19 protein-coding genes are annotated in these 19671 nt (G+C 34.6%); 12 read left to right on the forward strand and 7 right to left on the reverse strand.

What is annotated here, in order from left to right:
• Positions 1-52: 52 nt before the first annotated feature.
• Positions 53-1150, forward strand: a complete 1098-nt coding sequence (gene aroB / locus CYAN10605_RS07870) for a 3-dehydroquinate synthase (RefSeq protein ID WP_015219409.1) — start codon at positions 53-55, stop codon at positions 1148-1150.
• A gap of 359 nt (positions 1151-1509) precedes the next feature.
• Here aroB and CYAN10605_RS07875 read toward each other — a convergent pair whose 3' ends face one another.
• From CYAN10605_RS07875 to rpmI, 4 genes are all read right to left on the reverse strand, one after another.
• A complete protein-coding gene (locus CYAN10605_RS07875) occupies positions 1510-2739 on the reverse strand; it encodes an NAD(P)/FAD-dependent oxidoreductase (protein ID WP_015219410.1) in 1230 nt (409 codons plus the stop codon).
• 205 nt (positions 2740-2944) lie between these two features.
• Positions 2945-4285 carry a proton extrusion protein PcxA gene (locus CYAN10605_RS07880; RefSeq protein WP_015219411.1) on the reverse strand — a complete coding sequence of 447 codons (1341 nt, stop codon included), beginning with the start codon at positions 4283-4285 and terminating at the stop codon, positions 2945-2947.
• Between the two features lie 314 nt (positions 4286-4599).
• A complete protein-coding gene (rplT, locus tag CYAN10605_RS07885; protein ID WP_015219412.1) occupies positions 4600-4950 on the reverse strand; it encodes a 50S ribosomal protein L20 in 351 nt (116 codons plus the stop codon).
• Positions 4951-5025: 75 nt separating this feature from the next.
• Positions 5026-5235, reverse strand: a complete 210-nt coding sequence (gene rpmI / locus CYAN10605_RS07890; protein WP_015219413.1) for a 50S ribosomal protein L35 — start codon at positions 5233-5235, stop codon at positions 5026-5028.
• A gap of 196 nt (positions 5236-5431) precedes the next feature.
• Between rpmI and grrP the strand changes: the two genes are divergently transcribed.
• The 3 genes from grrP (at position 5432) to grrM (ending at position 8154) form a co-directional block, all read left to right on the forward strand.
• On the forward strand, positions 5432-6295 hold the full coding sequence (gene grrP / locus CYAN10605_RS07895; protein ID WP_241212809.1) for an extracellular substrate binding-like orphan protein GrrP: 864 nt from the start codon (positions 5432-5434) through the stop codon (positions 6293-6295).
• 45 nt (positions 6296-6340) lie between these two features.
• Positions 6341-6739: a GrrA/OscA1 family cyclophane-containing rSAM-modified RiPP gene (gene grrA / locus CYAN10605_RS07900; RefSeq protein WP_015219415.1), complete on the forward strand. Its 399-nt coding sequence runs from the start codon at positions 6341-6343 to the stop codon at positions 6737-6739.
• 221 nt (positions 6740-6960) lie between these two features.
• Positions 6961-8154 (forward strand): cyclophane-forming radical SAM/SPASM peptide maturase GrrM/OscB, encoded by a 1194-nt coding sequence (gene grrM, locus CYAN10605_RS07905; RefSeq protein WP_015219416.1) that lies wholly within the window; start codon positions 6961-6963, stop codon positions 8152-8154.
• A gap of 147 nt (positions 8155-8301) precedes the next feature.
• Here grrM and hslO read toward each other — a convergent pair whose 3' ends face one another.
• Positions 8302-9201, reverse strand: coding sequence for an Hsp33 family molecular chaperone HslO (hslO, locus tag CYAN10605_RS07910; protein ID WP_015219417.1), 900 nt, complete (start codon positions 9199-9201; stop codon positions 8302-8304).
• 350 nt (positions 9202-9551) lie between these two features.
• Here hslO and psb29 point away from each other — a divergent pair, with 350 nt between their 5' ends.
• The 7 genes from psb29 to CYAN10605_RS07940 all read left to right on the forward strand — a co-directional run bounded on the left by psb29 (position 9552) and on the right by CYAN10605_RS07940 (position 15112).
• Positions 9552-10220 (forward strand): photosystem II biogenesis protein Psp29, encoded by a 669-nt coding sequence (psb29, locus tag CYAN10605_RS07915; protein WP_041922455.1) that lies wholly within the window; start codon positions 9552-9554, stop codon positions 10218-10220.
• Between the two features lie 191 nt (positions 10221-10411).
• Positions 10412-11701, forward strand: coding sequence for a serine--tRNA ligase (gene serS / locus CYAN10605_RS07920; RefSeq protein ID WP_015219419.1), 1290 nt, complete (start codon positions 10412-10414; stop codon positions 11699-11701).
• Positions 11702-11742: 41 nt separating this feature from the next.
• Positions 11743-12330 (forward strand): RdgB/HAM1 family non-canonical purine NTP pyrophosphatase, encoded by a 588-nt coding sequence (rdgB, locus tag CYAN10605_RS07925; protein WP_015219420.1) that lies wholly within the window; start codon positions 11743-11745, stop codon positions 12328-12330.
• 1 nt (position 12331) lies between these two features.
• Entirely contained in the window at positions 12332-13228 is an 897-nt protein-coding gene (locus CYAN10605_RS07930) for an ROK family protein (RefSeq protein WP_015219421.1), read from the forward strand.
• Positions 13229-13367: 139 nt separating this feature from the next.
• On the forward strand, positions 13368-13517 hold the full coding sequence (locus CYAN10605_RS18825; protein WP_190275015.1) for a hypothetical protein: 150 nt from the start codon (positions 13368-13370) through the stop codon (positions 13515-13517).
• Between the two features lie 29 nt (positions 13518-13546).
• Positions 13547-14257: an inositol monophosphatase family protein gene (locus CYAN10605_RS07935; protein WP_241212824.1), complete on the forward strand. Its 711-nt coding sequence runs from the start codon at positions 13547-13549 to the stop codon at positions 14255-14257.
• Positions 14258-14308: 51 nt separating this feature from the next.
• The gene (locus tag CYAN10605_RS07940; protein ID WP_015219422.1) at positions 14309-15112 is read left to right on the forward strand and encodes a tetratricopeptide repeat protein; all 804 of its coding nucleotides are present in this window, start codon (positions 14309-14311) and stop codon (positions 15110-15112) included.
• Positions 15113-15334: 222 nt separating this feature from the next.
• Here CYAN10605_RS07940 and CYAN10605_RS07945 read toward each other — a convergent pair whose 3' ends face one another.
• On the reverse strand, positions 15335-18100 hold the full coding sequence (locus tag CYAN10605_RS07945) for a DNA methyltransferase (protein ID WP_015219423.1): 2766 nt from the start codon (positions 18098-18100) through the stop codon (positions 15335-15337).
• Between the two features lie 144 nt (positions 18101-18244).
• On the reverse strand, positions 18245-18568 hold the full coding sequence (locus tag CYAN10605_RS07950) for a YnfA family protein (protein ID WP_015219424.1): 324 nt from the start codon (positions 18566-18568) through the stop codon (positions 18245-18247).
• A 108-nt stretch (positions 18569-18676) separates the two neighbouring features.
• Here CYAN10605_RS07950 and CYAN10605_RS07955 point away from each other — a divergent pair, with 108 nt between their 5' ends.
• Positions 18677-19663 carry a helix-turn-helix transcriptional regulator gene (locus tag CYAN10605_RS07955; RefSeq protein ID WP_015219425.1) on the forward strand — a complete coding sequence of 329 codons (987 nt, stop codon included), beginning with the start codon at positions 18677-18679 and terminating at the stop codon, positions 19661-19663.
• Positions 19664-19671: the final 8 nt, after the last annotated feature.

Below are 19671 nucleotides of genomic sequence, written 5' to 3' on the forward strand. Positions count from 1 at the left end.
TAATATTTAAGATAAAATTAAAAAAAACTATTATTCACGACTACATCACTCAATGGCATCAATAATATCCGTTAATCTACCCGAAAACTCTTACTCAATCCACATCAATGCTGGGGGATTAAATAATATTGGAGAAAAAGCAAGTCATTTAGCTATTGGTAAAAAAATTCTCGTTGTTTCTAACCCAGAAATTTTTGACTACTATGGACAGATAACGATCGATTCTCTACAAAATCAAGGTTTTGAGGTAAATTATCATTTAATACCCGCAGGGGAAAATTACAAAAACCTAGAATCTATTGCCCAAATTTATGATACTGCTCTTAAATGCCGATTAGAACGCAATTCCACTTTGATGGCATTAGGCGGAGGAGTGGTAGGAGATATGACAGGTTTTGCGGCCGCCACTTGGTTAAGAGGAATTAATTTTGTCCAAATTCCCACTTCTCTTTTAGCGATGGTAGATGCTTCTGTGGGGGGGAAAACAGGGGTTAATCACCCTCAAGGAAAAAATTTGATTGGAGCTTTTTATCAGCCGAAATTAGTTTTAATCGATCCTTCTGTTTTGAAGACATTACCTGAAAGGGAGTTTCGGGCAGGTATGGCAGAGGTGATTAAATATGGAGTGATTTGGGATAAAAACCTTTTTGAAGCCCTAGAATCGGCTCAGAGTATTGATAGCTTAAATAATTTTGATGAGGCTCTCCTAAATGATATTTTAACTCGTTCCTGTCAAGCTAAAGCAGATGTAGTCGGTCAAGATGAGAAAGAGTCTGGTATTAGAGCGATTCTTAATTATGGTCATACTATTGGTCATGCCATCGAAAGTTTAACTAATTATGAGACTTTTGTTCATGGAGAAGCGGTGGCAATTGGGATGGTAGCGGCGGGTAGAGTTGCTGTGAAAATGGGATTATGGACAGAAAATGAAGCCCATCGGCAAGATGAATTGATTGCTAAAACTGGTTTACCTACAACTATCCCCCATTATCTCAAGGTAGAAGAAATTATCGATCATCTACAAATGGATAAAAAAGTTAAAGACGGTAAAGTAAGGTTTATTCTTCCTGAAGCTATTGGAAAAGTACAAATATGCGATCGCATCTCCTCTGAAATTTTATCGGAAACTCTCTCTGTTTTGATTGATTAAATTGGGCTGAATATTAAATATTAAGAGATTAACCTGAGTTTTGGACAAGCTGAAAGCATTATTTTCTCGTAGTCAGAAAACCTTATAGCTTCTCAGAAATAACGATAAAATTGCCTTAATCTGAACTGAGGTTAGATATATTCACCCCTACCACCCCAAAACCCTAAGCCCCTACTTCCCCCTCTCACCCTCTCCCCTCATCTCCTCATCACCGTAAGGGTTGAATATGTTAAACACCTGCAACCTACAACCTGCAACCTGACACCTAACCTTATCGGATATTCTTAAACCGAACTGAGGTTAAGAGATTAAATAGATAAGGTGGGCATTAACCCACCACTTTCTAAATTATGATTGTATTAATTTTTTGGTAAAAGAAAACGCCAACTATCAGGTTCAAAAGGCTTACCCTTCAGCATTCTATTCCAATATAACCAAGGCAAAATATATTTTTTCACTAACCACATACTAGCTCTCTCTTGAGTGGGATCAAGAGGAAAACTAGGAGTTGGTTGCTTACTATAGTCAAACTCTGCCATGATGGTTTTTCCATAACCCGTAATTAAAGGACAACAAGCATAGCCGCCATATTTTTCTTGGGGGGTTTTTTGACTCATTAAAGCTAAAATATTTGCCACAACTACTGGAGCTTCTTTCCTAATAGCCGCCGCAGTTTTTGAAGTGGGTAAAGAAGAAGAATCACCTAAACCAAACACATTTTTATACTTAGTATGCTGACAGGTAAATTGATCAACATCCACCCATCCTTGCTCATTCGCTAAAGGACTTTGTTTAATGAAATCATAAGTAGTCATCGGTGGAGACACATGAATCATGTCATATTTAATCGTTACTGTTTCCCCTTCTCCCGTGGCAAAAATTGCTTCTTTTGTATCTCCTTTTATCTCTACTAAATTATGTCCGTATTTAACATTAATGTTTTTGCGATCGACAATTTTTTCTAATGGTGCATTATAAGCAGGAACACCAAACATTTTACCCGTTGCATTACCATAAACAATATTGGTTTTTTCCCTAACTCCTTGTCTAGTAAAGGCTTCTTCCGCTAAATACATAATTTTCTGTGGAGCTCCCGGACATTTAATTGCCCCGGCGGGAAAGGTAAAAATAGCTGTACCCCCTTGAAAATTCTTGATTGTTTCCCATGTATAAGGGGCATATTCCTTCATATAATTGGTTGTCACCCCATTTTTGCCCAAATTTTCCCTTAAGCCCTTAATTTTGTCCCAATCAATGGTTATACCCGGACAAACAACTAAATATTCATAGGAAAAAACATTCCCCGATTTAGTCGTAACTTGATTATTTTCAGGATCAATATTTTCTGCAAAATCTTTAATCCATGTTACCCCTTGAGGAATCAAATTATCTTCATGTTTAACCGTGTCTTCTAATTGAAATTCTCCTCCTCCTACTAATGTCCAAGCAGGTTGATAATAATGATTTTCAGAAGGTTCAATAATAGCAATATTTAGTTTAGAATTTTTATTTTTTAACTGGGAAGCAACAGTAATTCCAGCCGCTCCCCCTCCAATAATTAATATCTGAAATTTTGTGTTTTTACTCATATTGATTATTATAATTTTTTAGATACTTAAAAATAAGTTTAGTTAAGTTTTACAAATTTTTCTAGTTTTTTAATATTTCTTTATTATGTCTATAAATTACTATTTGACAATATAATTAATTAATCTTTTTTTTTAGAGTTTATTGCTTTATTTTGCTGATTTTTTTGTTAAAAGTTTATTTTTATTTTGTTTTTCCTCTCAATTTCTAGGATTCATTCATATTCTTATAAGTAGCTACCGCAGAAGGAGAAATGCGATTGAGATAACGGAAAATCCAATATTTTAAAACTGTATCGAGAATAACGGGAAAAGTAGCAATAAAAAGAAAATTAAAATCTCTATTTTCGGGTAAGCCAAAATGACGACTAATACTTTCTAAAATTACTTCCCAACCGTGGGGGGAGTGAAATCCCACAAACATATCTGTAAAAAGAATAATCAGAAAAGCCTTTGCTGAGTCACTCAAACCATAGATAGTTTCATCAATGAAAGACTTTAAAATTTGTAATTCCCTTTTACTAAAGTAGATAACAATACCAAAGGCAATTAAAGAAAATACATCAGCAAAAATATTTTTGATGGCGTTAGCACTTTCCCGACGATATTCTTCTCCTAATTCTTGGGCTTTGGCTTTTATTTCATGTTCTTTTTCTTCAATGGATAACTCTGGAATTATACCTAACATCACTTTTAAATTTAGGTTTTCCTCAAAGTTTTTCAATTCTATTAAGGCTTCTTCTTGTAAATCTTGATTAATAAAAACTATTTCTTCATGGCGACTAAAATAAGGATCGATAAATACTTTTCCTAATGCTATTTTGGCTACATTATGCACTAATAAAGGCACTATTATTAATAGTAATAAAAACTTAATAGATATGGCAGTTTTATATTTTGATTTTCTAAACCTATTAAGAACATCCTGTTCACTTTCGGATGATTTTGGGTCTATTTCTTGCTTGATTCTATCAATAGTCCTTAAAAATGAGCGGGGCAAAACGCTAGTTTTATCTGAAACGGTTTCCAAACTAGATTCAAAGTTATTATCGTTTTTATCCTGTTTTTGAATATTTTTTTGCTTTGCTAAGGAAGGGTTATTATTTATATTTTGGTTTGGAGAGTTAGAATCTATTTTTACAGATGATGTTTCATAATAGTCAGCATTATATTTATCTAGTATTTGATCAATAAAATTTAATTTTTCTAGTATGATCTCTTGTTCATATTCAAAATTATAATCTCCAGAGTGGTTATAGTTATAGTGACTATTTTTTGATTTAGATGATAAAAAAGTATGTATCGATTTATTTGTTTTAAATTGATTAATTTTTACTTTAATAACTCTTAAATTTGATTTTAATTCGCTCTGAAAATAAGCCCAAACACTTTCCCCATAGTCACAATTTTGAAATGATATTTTCTGACCTTTAAAATGCTCGTCTTCTATTTTTTTGATCGTCAATGCTCTTTGATATGCTTCTTCTAGGGCATTTTCTAAACTATTACTAATCCAGCGTTTGGTAGAACGAAAAAGACGATTAAACATGGAATATAAGCCAAACTGATAAGATTTAATTTTATATATTATCCTAGATCATTTCAGTTCGCTCTAAAATTACAGATTAAGGAAAGAAAAAAGAAAAGTGATAGAACCTCTTGCAAAACTAAAATTAGAATTAATTTCTAAAAGGAAAAATCTGCTTTCCTTACTCTTTTCATCTGAATTCTTGACTCTCGCTTTGAATAGCTTAGGCTAAAATTTTCTGTGAAAATAAGCAAAGACTTTTGATCATTTCTAACAAGGGGTTTAAACCCCCTGCTAATTTCTAATGGAGTAGTTATCCATTGACGCTCTATCAACTAGGCGTTAACCGCTAATTCAACTACTTTTTGGAATGCTTCAGCGTCTTGAATAGCTAATTGGGCTAAGATTTTGCGATTTAAGCTGATATTCGCTTTATCCAATTTATTGATTAGTTGACTATAGCTAATGCCATGTACTCTGGCAGCCGCATTAATTCTGGTAATCCAGAGACGACGAAAATCTCTTTTTTTCTTACGGCGATCGCGGTAAGCATTACGCAAAGCCTTCATCACCTGTTGATTAGCCGTGCGGAAGAGCTTGGAATGAGAGCCACGAAAACCTTTAGCTAACTTTAATATTTTTTTACGTCTTTTACGAGCGACGTTACCTCTTTTTACTCTAGTCATTTTTTTATCTTTACTATGGTTTTAATAATTTATTGACAAAATATAAAACAATACTTACCTTAATCTAATTCAGCCTTATCTTTTAGAATAGGGCAACATTAAACGAACTTCTTTAACATCGTTTTCGTGTACTAAGGTAAGATTACTTAAACGACGACGTTTTTGTTCGGCAGTTTTATGTTCTAGTAAGTGATTTTTGTTCGCTTTACGACGAAAGATTTTTTTGCCACTGCCAGTAACTCGGAAACGTTTAGCGGCTGATTTCTTAGTTTTTACTTTAGGCATAACATTTTCTATTTTGACACAATTTACTATTATACGATTAAATTTACCTTACTAACTATAAAATTCTGAAAATAATTAGGGATTAAAGAAAAAGTTTTGTTAGGTTGCTTTCTGTTATTTCTATTAGAATTTACCTTGAAAACTATAAATCTCTGATTTAAAAAGGATGTTCCGAAAAATTTTGATGACTTTTCTCATGACATTGATATTGTCAGTGGGAATTAAACCAGCTTTTGCTGAGACGGTAGTAGAGAGAATTTCCAGAACGGGTAATTTGGTGGTTGGTACTCCTTTTGGTTTAGTACCTTATGCTTATAACAATTCTAACGAAGAATTAGACGGTTATTCTATTGATGTTGTTAAACAAATTCAAAAACAACTAGAATTACGATTTGGTAAACAAATCCAACTTAGTTTTGTTGAAGTTAACAATATTTCTGATGCCGTTTCCAAAATTTTAACAGGGGAAATTGATATTGCTTGTAATACCGTCTTTACTTGGCAACGAGATCAATTTGTGGACTATACCCTAGGTTATACTCAATCCGATATTCGTTTATTAATTCCTAAAGGCAAAACAATAGATAATTTCTCTGGGAAAAAAATCGGTATTCCGCCTTTAACTTTTGTGTATTCCGCCATTTCTCTGAATCATCCTGATGCAACTTTAGTGGAAGTTAAAACTACAGAGGAAGGTTTACAAGCCTTAAAAGAGGGCAAGATTGATGCTCTAGCAGGAGACGCTATTATTTTGGACGGAGAATCTCAACAGGCACAAATGACGGCAGATTTTGAACTATTCCCGAAAGGTGTGCAAGGTTATGGTAACTATGGGGTTTCTTGTATCGTTCCTGAAAATAATTCTACTTTTCTTAATGTCGCTAATTATGCGATCGCACGTATGATGGAAGGTTACTTAGTGGGAAACGAAGAAATGACGACAATGGTTAACCGATGGCTAGGAGAAGATGGAGTTGTTACCATTGTGACAAAGGAACATCTAAAAACTTTCTTTTGTAATACAATTAATAACTACGAACAAATCCCCTTTGATAATTAATCACACTATTCAAGATAAAAGTTAAATATTAACAAGGTTAACAAAATGATAAAAACAACGAATACAACTTGGATGGGTTTTTTATTAGCAATATCTACCGTTGCTTATTGTGGTTCATCCCAAGCCACAACTGCAGACTCCATCAAAGAATCTTTAAACCCCTTAGAAAATCGCATTAGTCGTATCGCAGAGGAGTTGAAGGAAAGAGAAAAACAATTACAACAAGAGGGAGAATCTGACAATAATTTCACTTCTGATATAGATGATAACCTCATAGCAGGAGGTTGGGGAAATGGAAGAGGAGGCAGTTGGGTTGATAGCAATCGGGGTAGTTTTGTTAACAATCGCCGAGGATGGGATAACTGGAGAGGTTGGGATGACTGGGGAAGATGGACAAATCGTTCTCCTTGGCGTAATGGTGGAGGTTTTCTCAATCGCCGTTAGTCAATGCTTAAACACTCTTTTAACAATTAACAATTAGTAGTTAAAAAGGCTCTATTACTTTTAGTATGTGAATGAATTATTGGTTAGGGTAGGTAAGAGGTAAACCCCTCTGTGTCTCCCCTTTTAAGGGGGGAAGGGCAAAAGGCACGAACTGTTAAAAAATAGAAATTTTATCAATAATTAAAAACTTTTTAAAACTTAATAAATTAATTAAATATTTTATGTTAACTAGCCAAGAAAAAACCAATTATCTCCGTTCAGAAAATCAAGAGTTTGGCCCAATTTCTTTAGTGGTTATTCAGCCTAATTCATTTTGCAATTTAGATTGTGACTATTGTTATTTGCCCGATCGCAACTTAAAAAATAAACTTTCACTAGATTTAATAGAACCTATTTTTAAAAGTATTTTTACTAGCCCTTTTTGTCGAGATAGCTTTACCATATGTTGGCACGCAGGAGAACCATTAACAATGCCAATTTCTTTTTATAAATCAGCTTTTGAAATAATTGAAAATACCAGTAAAAAATATAATCAAACTGAATTAAGTTTTAATTATTCTTATCAAACTAATGGTACTTTAATTACACAAGCATGGTGTGATTTTTGGCAACAATATCCTGTTAGTATTGGGGTTAGCATTGATGGACCCGCTTTTTTACATGATGCTCACCGTAAGAATAGAAAAGGAGGTAATTCCCATGAATTAACCATGAGAGGAATTAAATATTTACAAAAAAATAATATCCCTTATAATACTATTTCCGTTATTACAAAGGACTCCTTAGATTATCCTGATGAGATGTTTAATTTTTTTGCGGAAAATGAAATTTATGACCTTGCTTTTAATATGGAAGAAACCGAGGGAGTTAATGATTCTAGTTCATTAAATGGTAGTGAAGTTGAAAAAAAATATCGTTATTTCATCGAAAGATTTTGGCAGTTAATAACAGAAAGTAAATTACCCTTTTTTATCAGAGAATTTGAAACGTTAATTAGTTTAATTTATCATCAAAAAAGATTAAACCATACCGAAATGAATCATCCTTTTTCTATTATTAATATAGATTATCAAGGTAATTTTTCCACTTTTGATCCCGAATTATTATCAGTCAAAACTCCTGAATATGGTGATTTTATTTTTGGCAATATTTTAACTGATTCTTTAGAGTCAATTTGTGAAACGGAAAAATTTAAGGGCATTTATCAGGAAATGAAAACAGGGGTTAAATTATGTGCTGAAAATTGTCATTATTTCGGTTTATGTGGTGGCGGTGCAGGTAGTAATAAATATTGGGAAAATGGCACTTTTGCCTCTAGCGAAACTCAAACTTGTCGTTATCGTATTCAAATTTTAACTGATGTGGTTTTAGATGCGATCGAGCAATCTTTGGGAGTCACTGCAAATAATCAATAATTCTTGAGGGTATTTTTGCGTGCTACGAAGCAGATTCCTTCGGGATCGCGCAGCGCCACTTTAGTGATCGCGCAGCGCCATTTCGTGATCGAGAAAAAATCAAATCCTAATTCCTAATTTCTCGTTAAACATTATTCTTGAAATGTTTTATCCATTGCCCGTTTTCAAATCTTCGATTAAATCATGGAGATGATCAACATTAGCGTGATACACTTCTCCACAGAATTGGCAGGTAGCTTCTGCCCCTCCATCTTTTTCAATCATATCCGCTAATTCGTCAGTACCCAACATTTTTAAAGCACCTAAAACGCGATCGAAAGAGCATCCACAATCAAATCTTACCATCTGAATTTCAGGGAAAATATTTAAACCAAAATCCCCTAACAAATCCGTAAAAATATCAGGTAAAGTTTTCCCTTGACGTAATAAAGGAGTAAAACCAGTTAACTGACTAACACGAGATTCCAAAGTTTCCACTAACTGTGGATCTTCTGCCGCCTTTGGTAATACCTGCAACAAAATACCCCCAGAAGCAGTAACTCCTTGTTTTCCCACAAATACTCCCACCAATAAAGCTGAAGGAGTTTGTTCTGATGTACCTAAATAATGAGCAATATCTTCTCCGACTTCCCCTGAAATTAATTCAACAGTACTAGAGTAAGGATAACCATAACCCATATCCCTAACAACATAAAGATAACCTTCCTTGCCCACAGCACCGCCCACATCTAATTTTCCCTTCTCATTGGGGGGTAATTCCACAAAAGGATTAGAAACATAGCCTCTGACTGTGCCATCTAATCTTGCATCGACTAATAAACCACCTAAAGGGCCATTTCCCTTAATTTTAATATTTACCCTAGACCCTTCTTTTTTCATATTAGAAACTAAAAGCAAACCCGATGACATCGCTCTTCCCAATGCCGCAGTAGCTACATAAGATAATTTGTGTCTATCCCTTGCCTCTTGTACTGCTTTAGTGGTGATAACTCCCACTGCACGAATACCCCCATCGGCCGCTGTTGCTCTAATTAAATGATCTGCCATAATTTTCTTTACATTTCTCAATAATACCTTGATCTATCTTAAGATTAATTTGTCTAAAAGGCTCATAGGAAGAAAGTAAATAACTTTAGCTCGGTTTAATAGGTAGGTGTCAGGTTTGACGGTTGCAGGTGGTGGTAGGGTGTTTAAGGGATGAGGTGATGAGATGATGAGGGGAAAGGGGGAAGTAGGGGCGAATGGCCATTCGCCCGTATAGGAGTTGGGGGTTTTTAATTCTTAACTGAGGTTTAAGTAGAGTTAACCATCTTATCTCAAACAGAAGTTCATTAATCATGAAGATATGAGATAATTAACTATTGTTAACAAAACTATTAAGCAATATATTATTTTTCGTGGATAAAAATCGCACTGTTTCCGACACTAAAAGAAGTTTTTATCAACATCATCAACGCCCCATTAACTCTATCTATCGTCGTGTGGTAGAAGAATTAATGGTAGAAATGCACCTCTTAGCAGTTAATGTTGATTTTAATCCCGATCCTATTTATTATCTGGGAGTGTATCAAAGTTTTCAACAATTCATGCAGGGTTATAAACCTGAGTCAGATAAAGAATCAATTTTCAATGCTTTATGTCAATCCATTGAAAATAACCCTCAAGAATATATCAGCAAATCACAAACTTTACTAAATTTTGTCGAGGGGAAATCTGCTCAAGAAATTCTTGATTGGTTATTAAACCCTTCTGGAGAGGGAGATTTAGAAGCTGTTGCTTCTCATTGGCGCAGTAATTTAGAAAATCCTCGCTTTAAATATAGTCGTTTATTTGCCATTGGTTTCTATACTCTAATAGAAAAAGGTGACGGTGAATTTATTAAAGATGAAAGTAAATTTACTGATTTTATTCAGCCTTTAATTGACAAATTACAACTGCCAGTAGAAAAACTGAAAAAAGATTTAGATTTATATCGTAGTAACTTAGAAAAAATGAATCAAATGCTAAGTGTAATGGCAGATGTTTTGGAAGCCGAAAGAAAGAAAAAACAAGCAGAGAGTAAATAGGAATATTCTAATTAGGAATTGGGAATTAGCAAATATTTCGTTAATATTAAATAACTTAAATACTCAGTTATAAGAAACTAAAGTCAACTGAGAACAAGTTTTTGAAACTAAGTAAAAAGGTAATCATACTATTATTTCTATCTGTTATTTTTACTATAAAAAATTAAGTTAATATCATATACTGACTGGTTATGTTAGACATCAAAAAAATTAGAGAAAATCCCCAAGAAGTTTTAGATAAATTACATAAGCGTAGTCCCAATTATGAATTGCAATCTATTCTTGATTTAGATAGTAAGCAAAGAGACATTCAAAATATTAGGACTGAATTACAAGCCCGTAGTAATGAAATCGGTAAATTAATTGGACAGAAAATGAGGGAAGGGGCAAACCCTCAAAGTGAAGAAATAATCACTCTCAAACAAGAGGGAAATGAAGTTAAAGCTAAATTAGCGGATTTAGAACCCCAAGAAAGAGAGTTAAAGGCTAATATTGAGGCTTTATTGTTAGAATTACCTAATTTGCCCAGTGATAGCACTCCTGTGGGCAAAGATGAAAGCCAAAATGTCGAGGTGAGAAGATGGGGAGATGAATTTATCCCTGAAAATAAAGATATTATCCCTCATGGAGATATTGGGGAAAAATGGGGCATTATCAACTCAGAAAGGGCAGTAAAAGTCGCTCAAAGTCGTTTTATTGCCTTAATTGGTGCTGGTGCGGCATTAGAAAGGGCTTTAATTAATTTTATGTTGGATCAACAAATTGAAGCGGGTTATGTGGAAATTATGCCCCCTGTGTTGGTGAATAGTGAAACTTTACAAGGTACAGGGCAGTTACCGAAGTTTGCGGAAGAAAGTTTTAAGTGTGATAAAGATGATTTATGGTTAACTCCCACCGCAGAAGTGCCTGTCACTAATTTCTATCGTCAGGAAATTCTTGAGGCAGAAATGTTACCTATTTATCATTGTGCTTTTACTCCTTGTTTTAGGCGAGAGGCTGGTAGTTATGGTCGAGATATGCGAGGATTAATCCGTTTGCATCAATTTCATAAGGTAGAATTGGTGAAAATTGTTCACCCTGATGTTAGTGTGGAAGAGCATGAAAAAATGGTCAAGGATGCGGAAAGAATTTTACAGGCTTTGAAACTGCCCTATCGAGTTTTAGAGTTATGTACAGGAGATATTGGTTTTAGTGCGGCGAAGTGTTATGACTTGGAGGTGTGGATGCCTTCAGCTAATACTTATAGGGAAATTTCTAGTTGCTCTAATTGTTTTGATTTTCAGGCGAGAAGGGCGGATATTCGCTTCAAGGAAAAAGGTAAAAAGGGAACAGAGTATGTACATACTCTCAATGGTTCTGGTTTGGCAGTGGGGCGCACTATGGCGGCAATTTTAGAAAACTATCAACTGCCTGATGGTAATGTCCGCATTCCAGAGGTTTTGCAACCTTATTTAAAGAGGGATTTGTTAATTGTTGAATAATTTGTCTTCAATTTGATAGAAATAATTATTTTTTAAGTGGTATGAAAAAATTAGTCGTTGCTACCAGTAATGCAGGCAAACTAAAGGAGATGGAAAAACATTTATCAGATTTTGGGGTGGAATTGGCTCTCAAACCCCCAGAATTTGATGTGGAAGAAACGGGGGTTACTTTTGGGGAAAATGCTCGTTTGAAGGCTTCACAGACTGCTAAAACCCTCGGAGAATGGTCGATCGCAGATGATTCAGGACTAGAAGTAATGGCGTTAAATGGACAACCGGGTATTTATTCGGCTCGTTATGGTAAAACCGATCAAGAGCGTATTGCAAGGCTATTGAGAGAGTTAGCACCCTTTGAAGATAGATCCGCTCAGTTTGTATGTGCGATCGCAGTTTCTAATCCTCAAGGGGAAATCGTCATTGAGACAGAGGGGGTTTGTTTGGGGCAAATATTGACAGAAATTCAAGGGGAAGGGGGTTTTGGTTATGATCCCGTGTTTTACGTGCCTGAAGTGGGTCAAACCTTTGCTCAAATGCCTTCTGAGTTGAAACAAAAATTAAGCCATCGTGGCAAAGCATTTGCTAATTTACAACCATTATTAAAATCTTTGATTGAATCAGAGGGAAAATAAAATGCAACCAGAAGTTATTGGCGTTGATTTAGGTGGTACTGCGATAAAATTAGGTCGCTTCACTCAAGATGGTAGTTGTTTGGAATCCGTTACCATTCCTACTCCCCAACCTGCCACTCCCAAAGCGGTAATAGATGCGATCGCATCTATGGTTAAACAATTAAATAGCCAAAACCAAGCCATAGCCATAGGTGTAGGAACTCCCGGACCTACTGATACTCAAGGCAGAATCGCCCTTGTTGCCATTAATTTAACAGGATGGGAAAATGTACCCCTAGCCGATGAATTAGAAGCAAAAACAGGCTTAAAAACCACCATTGCCAATGATGCCAACTGTGCCGGATTAGGGGAAGCGTGGTTAGGTGCAGGAAAAAATTATCATAACTCCATTCTCTTGACATTAGGTACAGGAGTTGGAGGAGCAATTATTATCAACGACAAACTATTTACAGGGCATTTAGGAGCGGCGGGAGAGCTAGGATTAATCACCCTTAATCCTGATGGCCCCCCCTGCAATAGTGGTAATCGAGGCTCATTAGAGCAGTATGTTTCAGCTACAGCAATCATTCGTGAAACAGGAAAAAACCCGGCAGAGTTAGCAACCCTTGCCGAACAAAACGACTCTACCGCCTTGATGTTTTGGCACAATTATGGGAAACAATTAGGGGCAGGATTAGCCAGTTTAATTTATATCCTTACTCCCGAAGTTGTTATTATTGGGGGAGGAGTTTCGGCTGGTGCAAAATACTTTCTCTCTTCCACACAAAAAGAAATCGAAAAAAGAGTCTTACCCAGTTCTCGTATTAACCTAAAAATAACAGTTGCTCAATTAGGAAATCAAGCGGGAATGGTGGGAGCGGCAAAATTAGCATGGGACAAAGGAAAAATTAAGAATTAAGAATTAAAAACTCCGAACACTTATTACTTATTTATTATTTATTACTCGTTACTCATTATTTATTTTCCCCTCTCAACCTCTCCCTCTATCCTCCAAACACCTTAACACCAATAGACAATTTTATATCTAACTCAGGTAAATGAAATCCCTAGAAATCATAAAAACTTTACTTCCTACCCTGAAACTAGCGGGGGAATATGCTTGTAATATTCAGTCTCAAATACAAACTCAACCAGAGAAAGACTATCAGAGAAAGACTATGGCGAGAACTTTTATGCTAATGCTTTAACAGATGCTGATTTAACCATTCAAACTGCTATTGAATTAGTTTTATTAGCAAAATTTCCTGAGTTGAAATTTTTTGGTGAGGAATATGCAAAATCCTACAATACTAAATATTTTCGAGGAACAAATTTAGAGGATGATGAGGAATTATTAATTACTTTAGATCCCATTGATGGCACTAGGGCTTATTTAGATAATTTATCTTGTTTTTCTATCATTTTAAATATTATTAAAAATAAACAATATGAGGCAGTATTTGTTTTACAACCTAAACGAAAACATTACTTTTATGCCCTAAAAGGAAAAGGTGCTTTTATTGGTGCTATTGATGATGATTTGGAGTTGGCAAAGCCTTTAAAATTAAAATCTCTAAATTCCAACAAAATTTATTTAAGTTTTGCTTTAACCTCTTTAAAGACGAAATTCGAGCCTATATTTGATACTTGGTGCAGTGCCACAGACTATAACCCTCCTGAAAATATACCTGATTATTTAGATTTAATTAACGGTGATTTAGCTGGTTTTGTTATTGATAAAGGTAATCTAATTGATAGTGCTAGTTTAGCTTTTGTGGCAAGGGAAGCAGGAGCGATCCCGAAGGGATCTGCTACGCAGCACGCATCTCATTTTGATGGTAGTGATTTTCAACCTTTTAGAAATATTAATCAGATGAAAATAGATGGTTTAGTAATAGCTTTTAATCGGGAAATTCATCAACAAATATTGGCAATAGTTAACCAATAATCTAACAAATGATTTAAAATTGCAATCAATCTTAAATTACCAACAGAAATTATGATCAGATTTTTTATCACTTTACTGATTTGCTTATCTCTATTTATTTCCCCTGTAATTGCCGAAGAAAATATTAATATACCCACAGAGGCACAACTACAAGCAGGAGAAGAAATCGCCCGTCAAGCCATTGAGGCAACGGAAAAAGGAGATTTTATTCAAGCAGAAAAGTTTTGGACTGAATTAATTAATGAATTCCCCTCTAACCCTGCTGTTTGGAGCAATAGAGGCAATGCAAGAGTTAGTCAAAATAAAATTGCTGAAGCCATCGGCGATTATAACGAGTCTATCAAATTAGCTCCTGATGCACCAGACCCCTACTTAAATAGAGGCGTTGCTTATGAAGGTTTAGGAAAATATCAAGATGCGATCGCAGATTATCAAAAAGTATTAGAATTAGATCCAGAAGATGCAATGGCATATAATAACCTCGGTAATGCGAATGCAGGACTAGAAAACTGGGATGAAGCGGTAAAATACTATCATAAAGCCACGGAATTAGCCCCAAATTTTGCCTTTGCCAGTGCCAATGAATCCCTTGCCCTTTATCAACTAGGCAAAAAACAAGAAGCCTTAACTAAAATGCGCAATATAGTACGTAAATATCCAATGTTTCCTGATATGAGAGCGGCTTTAACTGCAGTTTTATGGGAAGAAGGTAAACAAGGAGAAGCAGAGAGTAACTGGGTGGCAACAGTAGGAATGGATAGCCGTTATAAAAATGTAGAGTGGCTTAAAGAAGTAAGACGTTGGCCTCCCAAAATGATAGTTGCTTTGGAAAACTTCCTCACCCTTGATAATTAAAGCCCTTCGGGCGAGGCAAGAGGCAAGAGGCAAGAGGCAAAAGTAGATAGTGAATAGTGAATAGTGAATAGTGAATAGTGAATAATTAATAATTTTTAACTCTTAACTCATTACTTGTTTCTCCCTTATACCCTAAACCCCTATTGCATTTCTTCCCCCTCATCCCCTAAACATCCTAACACCTGTAACCTGAAACCTGAAGCCTACCCTTACCCGATATTCTTAAACCGAACTGAGGTTATTTAAGTTTAATAATTGCTCTAAAATATCTCCATTTTCATCAAAATTATAAGCCTTCATTACTAATTGATCTAACTGTTGATGAAGTTGATATAACTTACTACTAGGCTCATGAAAAAAGGCATTATATAACTGAGTAATTCCCCATGATTTTCGCTCCATTTGTTCAGTGCGATATTCATGTAATTCCGTCATTTTATCCCTTATTTGTTGCACAATCTTCTTCTTACTCCCCTCGCCCTTTGGGAGAGGGGCTGGGGGTGAGGGAAACGGGAAGGTTTCAAAACAAGTGGTATTAGTATATCTTGTATCTCCTTTTAAAGTTGATGATTGAGCTTTAACCCAAATTCTATGTATTTTTGAGGTTAAAATACCTAATATATAAAAATCATCCGAAGTAATAATAACTGTTGAATCTGCAGGTAAATAATTGGAATTAATTGGAAGAAAAATAAACCACTTTGAATGTCTAGGAATAGCAAAATAATAAGATAAATGTTTTATTGCTTCCCTCATTAATGGGCGTTTTTCACCAAATTTCCACCAATTTAATCTCGTAGTTTGCCTTCTATTTTTATCTCTTTCTGGTTTAACATTTTCTTTAATATGTTGAAAAGGTTGTTGATAATCACAAGCCAATTCTAAATCTAAATCATTAAAATCAATTATCCATCGGCTAGGTTTACCGTGAGGATTTTTAGTCAAATCATCCGCAGAAACAGATAACTTTAAAACGTCTTTATTTTTACTATCTTTTTTAATCCATTCTAAAGCTAATTTTTCATCAATATAAAAATCTTTTCCTACTGGAATTATTCCCTGAAAACAGAGATTTTTATTCATCTTTAACTTTTTAGCCTGAGTGACATCTATTTCTGAAGTGAGAGAAGAATTGATAGTTTTTACTAACTGATTATCTAATATATAACTATCTGGAATAGTTTTACACCAATTAACAATACTAACATGAACCGCCGCTTCTCCTGACCATTCTTGAGTAGAAATTGCCTCATGAATATAGCCTTTATTTTGCATAATATAATCTAAGGATGCTTTACGGCTTTTTCCTTGAGAAATAGAGTTAGTTGCTACTAATCCAGCTCTACCATTTTCATCTAAATTATCATGACTAATTCTAAACCAATAACTACAAAAATCTACCGAATCTTTAACATCTTTAAATTTAGTAAATATTTTCTCTACATAATCATCACTTAAATTTAGTCTCATGTTTTTACCACCTAAAAAGGGAGGATTACCGATAATAGCATCAGCTTTTACCCAGTCAGTAAATAAGGCATCACAACAAATAATATTGTTATCTAAACTATCTAAAGGTAAAGCAGGTTCAGTTAAATTAAATTTATCGATCGCAACTTTTCGAGCTATCATTAAAGTAACCTTTGCCAACTCCACAGCGAAGGGATTAACATCCATACCATAAAACTGATTAGGAGTAACAAAACTGAGATTAAACTGTTGATTATTGCCCTTAGTTTTACTTTTTATTTTATCTAATAATAACTGCTCAATTCTTTTTAATTCTTGATAGGCAATATAGAGAAAATTTCCACTACCACAAGCAGGATCTAAAACTTTATATTCCTGTAATTTAAGTTGTAAATTAGTTAAATCTTTGATGGTATTTGCACTGTCAATTAAATCTTCCCAATACTTACTAATGGTGGGGCGCACAATTTTCATAATATCCGCCTCAGAGGTGTAGTGGATACCATAACTGTGACGTTGTTGGGCGTTGACTGTGCCTTCAAAAATATTACCAAAAATTGCAGGGCGTACTTTACTCCAATCTTGTCGGGCAACCGTTGCCAATATTTCTAACTCTGGTTTGGTTAACTCGATGGCTTCCACTGTGGCAAATAAACCACCGTTAAAATATTCGACTCCCTGATATTTTCCCGCAGGAGTGACACCCCGATTATTCATTTCACGGAATAAACCCCCCAACACATCGTAACTACTAGCACCCTCTAAGCATTCTTCCACACAACGGATAAAGAGATTATGGGGTAACAATCCTCTATCTTCTGCAAACATGGCTAAGACGCATTGCAAGATGAAGCGTTGAATTTTGATAATACCCTCACCCCCAGCCCCTCTCCCACAGGAGAGGGGAGTAACTGTAGATTTATTTCCCCCAACCTCTGTTAATAAGTGTTTATCCTCTCCAACTCCCCTTAATAAGCGATTTTGCAGAATTTGGAATAACTCCCCTAGTCGTCGCCCCGCTTTTTCGGTAACATCAACTTGATTATTTTTAAAGATAGATTTGACATCCCCTCTCATCATGAAGTTAAAGGCGGATTGTCGGTGGATTAAATCCTCAATCTTAACTATATCAACAGGTTCATCTAATTGTAAATTAAAGTCAAAAATCCAAAACTCATCAAAATTGCACAGTATCACATAACGAGGGCGATTAGGTACTAACCTTGACCAATATTCAAAGGCTTGGGCATAATGTTTACTAAGGTCTTCCCCTCGCTTTTTCATCTCAATTAGTAGCTTGGGTTTCCAGACTAAATCGGCAAATCCTGTATTTTTCTTTTTGCTACCCTTTTTAATAGCTTCTTCGTATTTTGCCCCTGCTTCTAACGCACCATCATAACCAAACCCTTGGAAAAATCTATCTAAAAAAATCTGAGCTTCTTTTCTTTCTTGCCCTTTAATGTGTTGTTTACAAAAAGTAATAAATTTTTCAAGGTTTTCTGGTGAATTAGTTGTCATGGAAAAAGCGAATAAAATTGGTCTTAAACTATCCAAATTTTATCTTAGAAGTTGTTTGAAAAGTTTAAGATCCCCCTAAATCCCCCTTATTAAGGGGGACTTTTCAACATATCTTTGCACTTGTTCCCCCCTTTTGAAGGGGGGCTAGGGGGCATACATCATAATACTTGCCCCCAAAAGAATAATAACAACTCCTAACCAATCATAAGCATCTGGGGGAATTTTATCTATTTTCCAGCCCCATAATAAAGAAAAGAAAACAAAAGCACCACCATAGGCACTGTAAACTCTACCGAAATTAGTGGGTTGAAAAGTGGGCAAAACGCCATATAACATTAAGATTAACCAGCCAACAATAGCATACTTAAAACTTTTTCCTTCCCTCAACCACAGCCAAACTAAATAACCTCCTCCGATTTCTGCTAATCCCGTAATTAGGAAAAATAACAATGATTTAACTATATTCATTAAAAAAATTCTATTTAAGATTAAAGTATAATTCAGGGTATCATTTAATGATATATACTAAATAATTTGATAAAAAAAGACTTATTATAACGTCTTTATAAGATAACAATGATCGCACTTTCAACAGTTAATTGGAGTAATTATTGGCAACAGGAATCAGAATCTTTCACTACTTTTTCAGGAGAAAAAGAAGAAGTTTGGCGTGAAAAAGGTTTGTTAGGATATTCTGAGGAAAAATATATCCCTTTACGTCGTGATTTATATTTAGAAATTTCTGATTATCATATGTATGAAGATGTGATGTTAACCAGTCAATATGATCAGAAAAATGATGAGCATTTTGTAATTAATTTTGTGGTTTCTGGCAATGTTAAAACTATTTATCATGGGGTAACAGATTATGTTTCAGAAACGGCAGGAAAAAATTATATTGAGTTTTGGGAGTCTCGACAGGAAACGGAATATTGGCAAAAAGGCGATCGCATCTTAAAAGTTAGAGTCGGAATTTCTTTGTCAACTTTAAGAGAAATGTGTGAAGATTCTTTAGACACTTTACCCTCAGAATTACAGTTATTAATTACGGGTAAAAATGTGCCTCCTTGTTATCGTCAGGGGGAAAATAATATTAATATGAATAGTGCTTTAAATCAGATTGTAAATTGTCCTTATCAGGGATTTACCAGAAACTTTTATTTAGAAAGTAAGGCTTTAGAATTACTGGCTTTATGGTTAGGAAAAAACAATAAAATAGGATTTAATCAAATTTCTTCTCTTAGTAGAAAAGATATTATTGCTTTGCAAGAAGTAAAAAATATTATGAAAAAAAACTTACAAAATCCTCCTAGTTTAAAAGAATTATCTCGACAATTATGTATCAATGAATGTAAATTAAAATCAGGTTTTAAAAAATTATTTAATACAACAATTTTTAATTATTTACACCGTCAAAGAATGGAATATGCTCACAGTTTATTAAGAGATAAAAAAATAAAAATAACCGATGTAGCAATGATGTGTGGTTATGCCAGTTTACCTTCTTTTTCTAAGGCTTTTAAAAAATATTACGGTATTAGTCCAAGATGCGATCGAATTTGATAATCAAA

The organism is Cyanobacterium aponinum PCC 10605, from assembly GCF_000317675.1.
Taxonomy (GTDB): Bacteria; Cyanobacteriota; Cyanobacteriia; order Cyanobacteriales; family Cyanobacteriaceae; genus PCC-10605.

What these genes read in the sequence shown, in the direction of transcription:
- aroB (WP_015219409.1), top strand. Translation starts at nt 53, where the DNA reads ATGGCATCAATAATATCCGTTAATCTACCCGAAAACTCTTACTCAATC.
- CYAN10605_RS07875 (WP_015219410.1), bottom strand. Translation starts at nt 2,739, where the DNA reads ATGAGTAAAAACACAAAATTTCAGATATTAATTATTGGAGGGGGAGCG.
- CYAN10605_RS07880 (WP_015219411.1), bottom strand. Translation starts at nt 4,285, where the DNA reads ATGTTTAATCGTCTTTTTCGTTCTACCAAACGCTGGATTAGTAATAGT.
- rplT (WP_015219412.1), bottom strand. Translation starts at nt 4,950, where the DNA reads ATGACTAGAGTAAAAAGAGGTAACGTCGCTCGTAAAAGACGTAAAAAA.
- rpmI (WP_015219413.1), bottom strand. Translation starts at nt 5,235, where the DNA reads ATGCCTAAAGTAAAAACTAAGAAATCAGCCGCTAAACGTTTCCGAGTT.
- grrP (WP_241212809.1), top strand. Translation starts at nt 5,432, where the DNA reads ATGACATTGATATTGTCAGTGGGAATTAAACCAGCTTTTGCTGAGACG.
- grrA (WP_015219415.1), top strand. Translation starts at nt 6,341, where the DNA reads ATGATAAAAACAACGAATACAACTTGGATGGGTTTTTTATTAGCAATA.
- grrM (WP_015219416.1), top strand. Translation starts at nt 6,961, where the DNA reads ATGTTAACTAGCCAAGAAAAAACCAATTATCTCCGTTCAGAAAATCAA.
- hslO (WP_015219417.1), bottom strand. Translation starts at nt 9,201, where the DNA reads ATGGCAGATCATTTAATTAGAGCAACAGCGGCCGATGGGGGTATTCGT.
- serS (WP_015219419.1), top strand. Translation starts at nt 10,412, where the DNA reads ATGTTAGACATCAAAAAAATTAGAGAAAATCCCCAAGAAGTTTTAGAT.
- rdgB (WP_015219420.1), top strand. Translation starts at nt 11,743, where the DNA reads ATGAAAAAATTAGTCGTTGCTACCAGTAATGCAGGCAAACTAAAGGAG.
- CYAN10605_RS07930 (WP_015219421.1), top strand. Translation starts at nt 12,332, where the DNA reads ATGCAACCAGAAGTTATTGGCGTTGATTTAGGTGGTACTGCGATAAAA.
- CYAN10605_RS18825 (WP_190275015.1), top strand. Translation starts at nt 13,368, where the DNA reads ATGAAATCCCTAGAAATCATAAAAACTTTACTTCCTACCCTGAAACTA.
- CYAN10605_RS07940 (WP_015219422.1), top strand. Translation starts at nt 14,309, where the DNA reads ATGATCAGATTTTTTATCACTTTACTGATTTGCTTATCTCTATTTATT.
- CYAN10605_RS07945 (WP_015219423.1), bottom strand. Translation starts at nt 18,100, where the DNA reads ATGACAACTAATTCACCAGAAAACCTTGAAAAATTTATTACTTTTTGT.
- CYAN10605_RS07950 (WP_015219424.1), bottom strand. Translation starts at nt 18,568, where the DNA reads ATGAATATAGTTAAATCATTGTTATTTTTCCTAATTACGGGATTAGCA.
- CYAN10605_RS07955 (WP_015219425.1), top strand. Translation starts at nt 18,677, where the DNA reads ATGATCGCACTTTCAACAGTTAATTGGAGTAATTATTGGCAACAGGAA.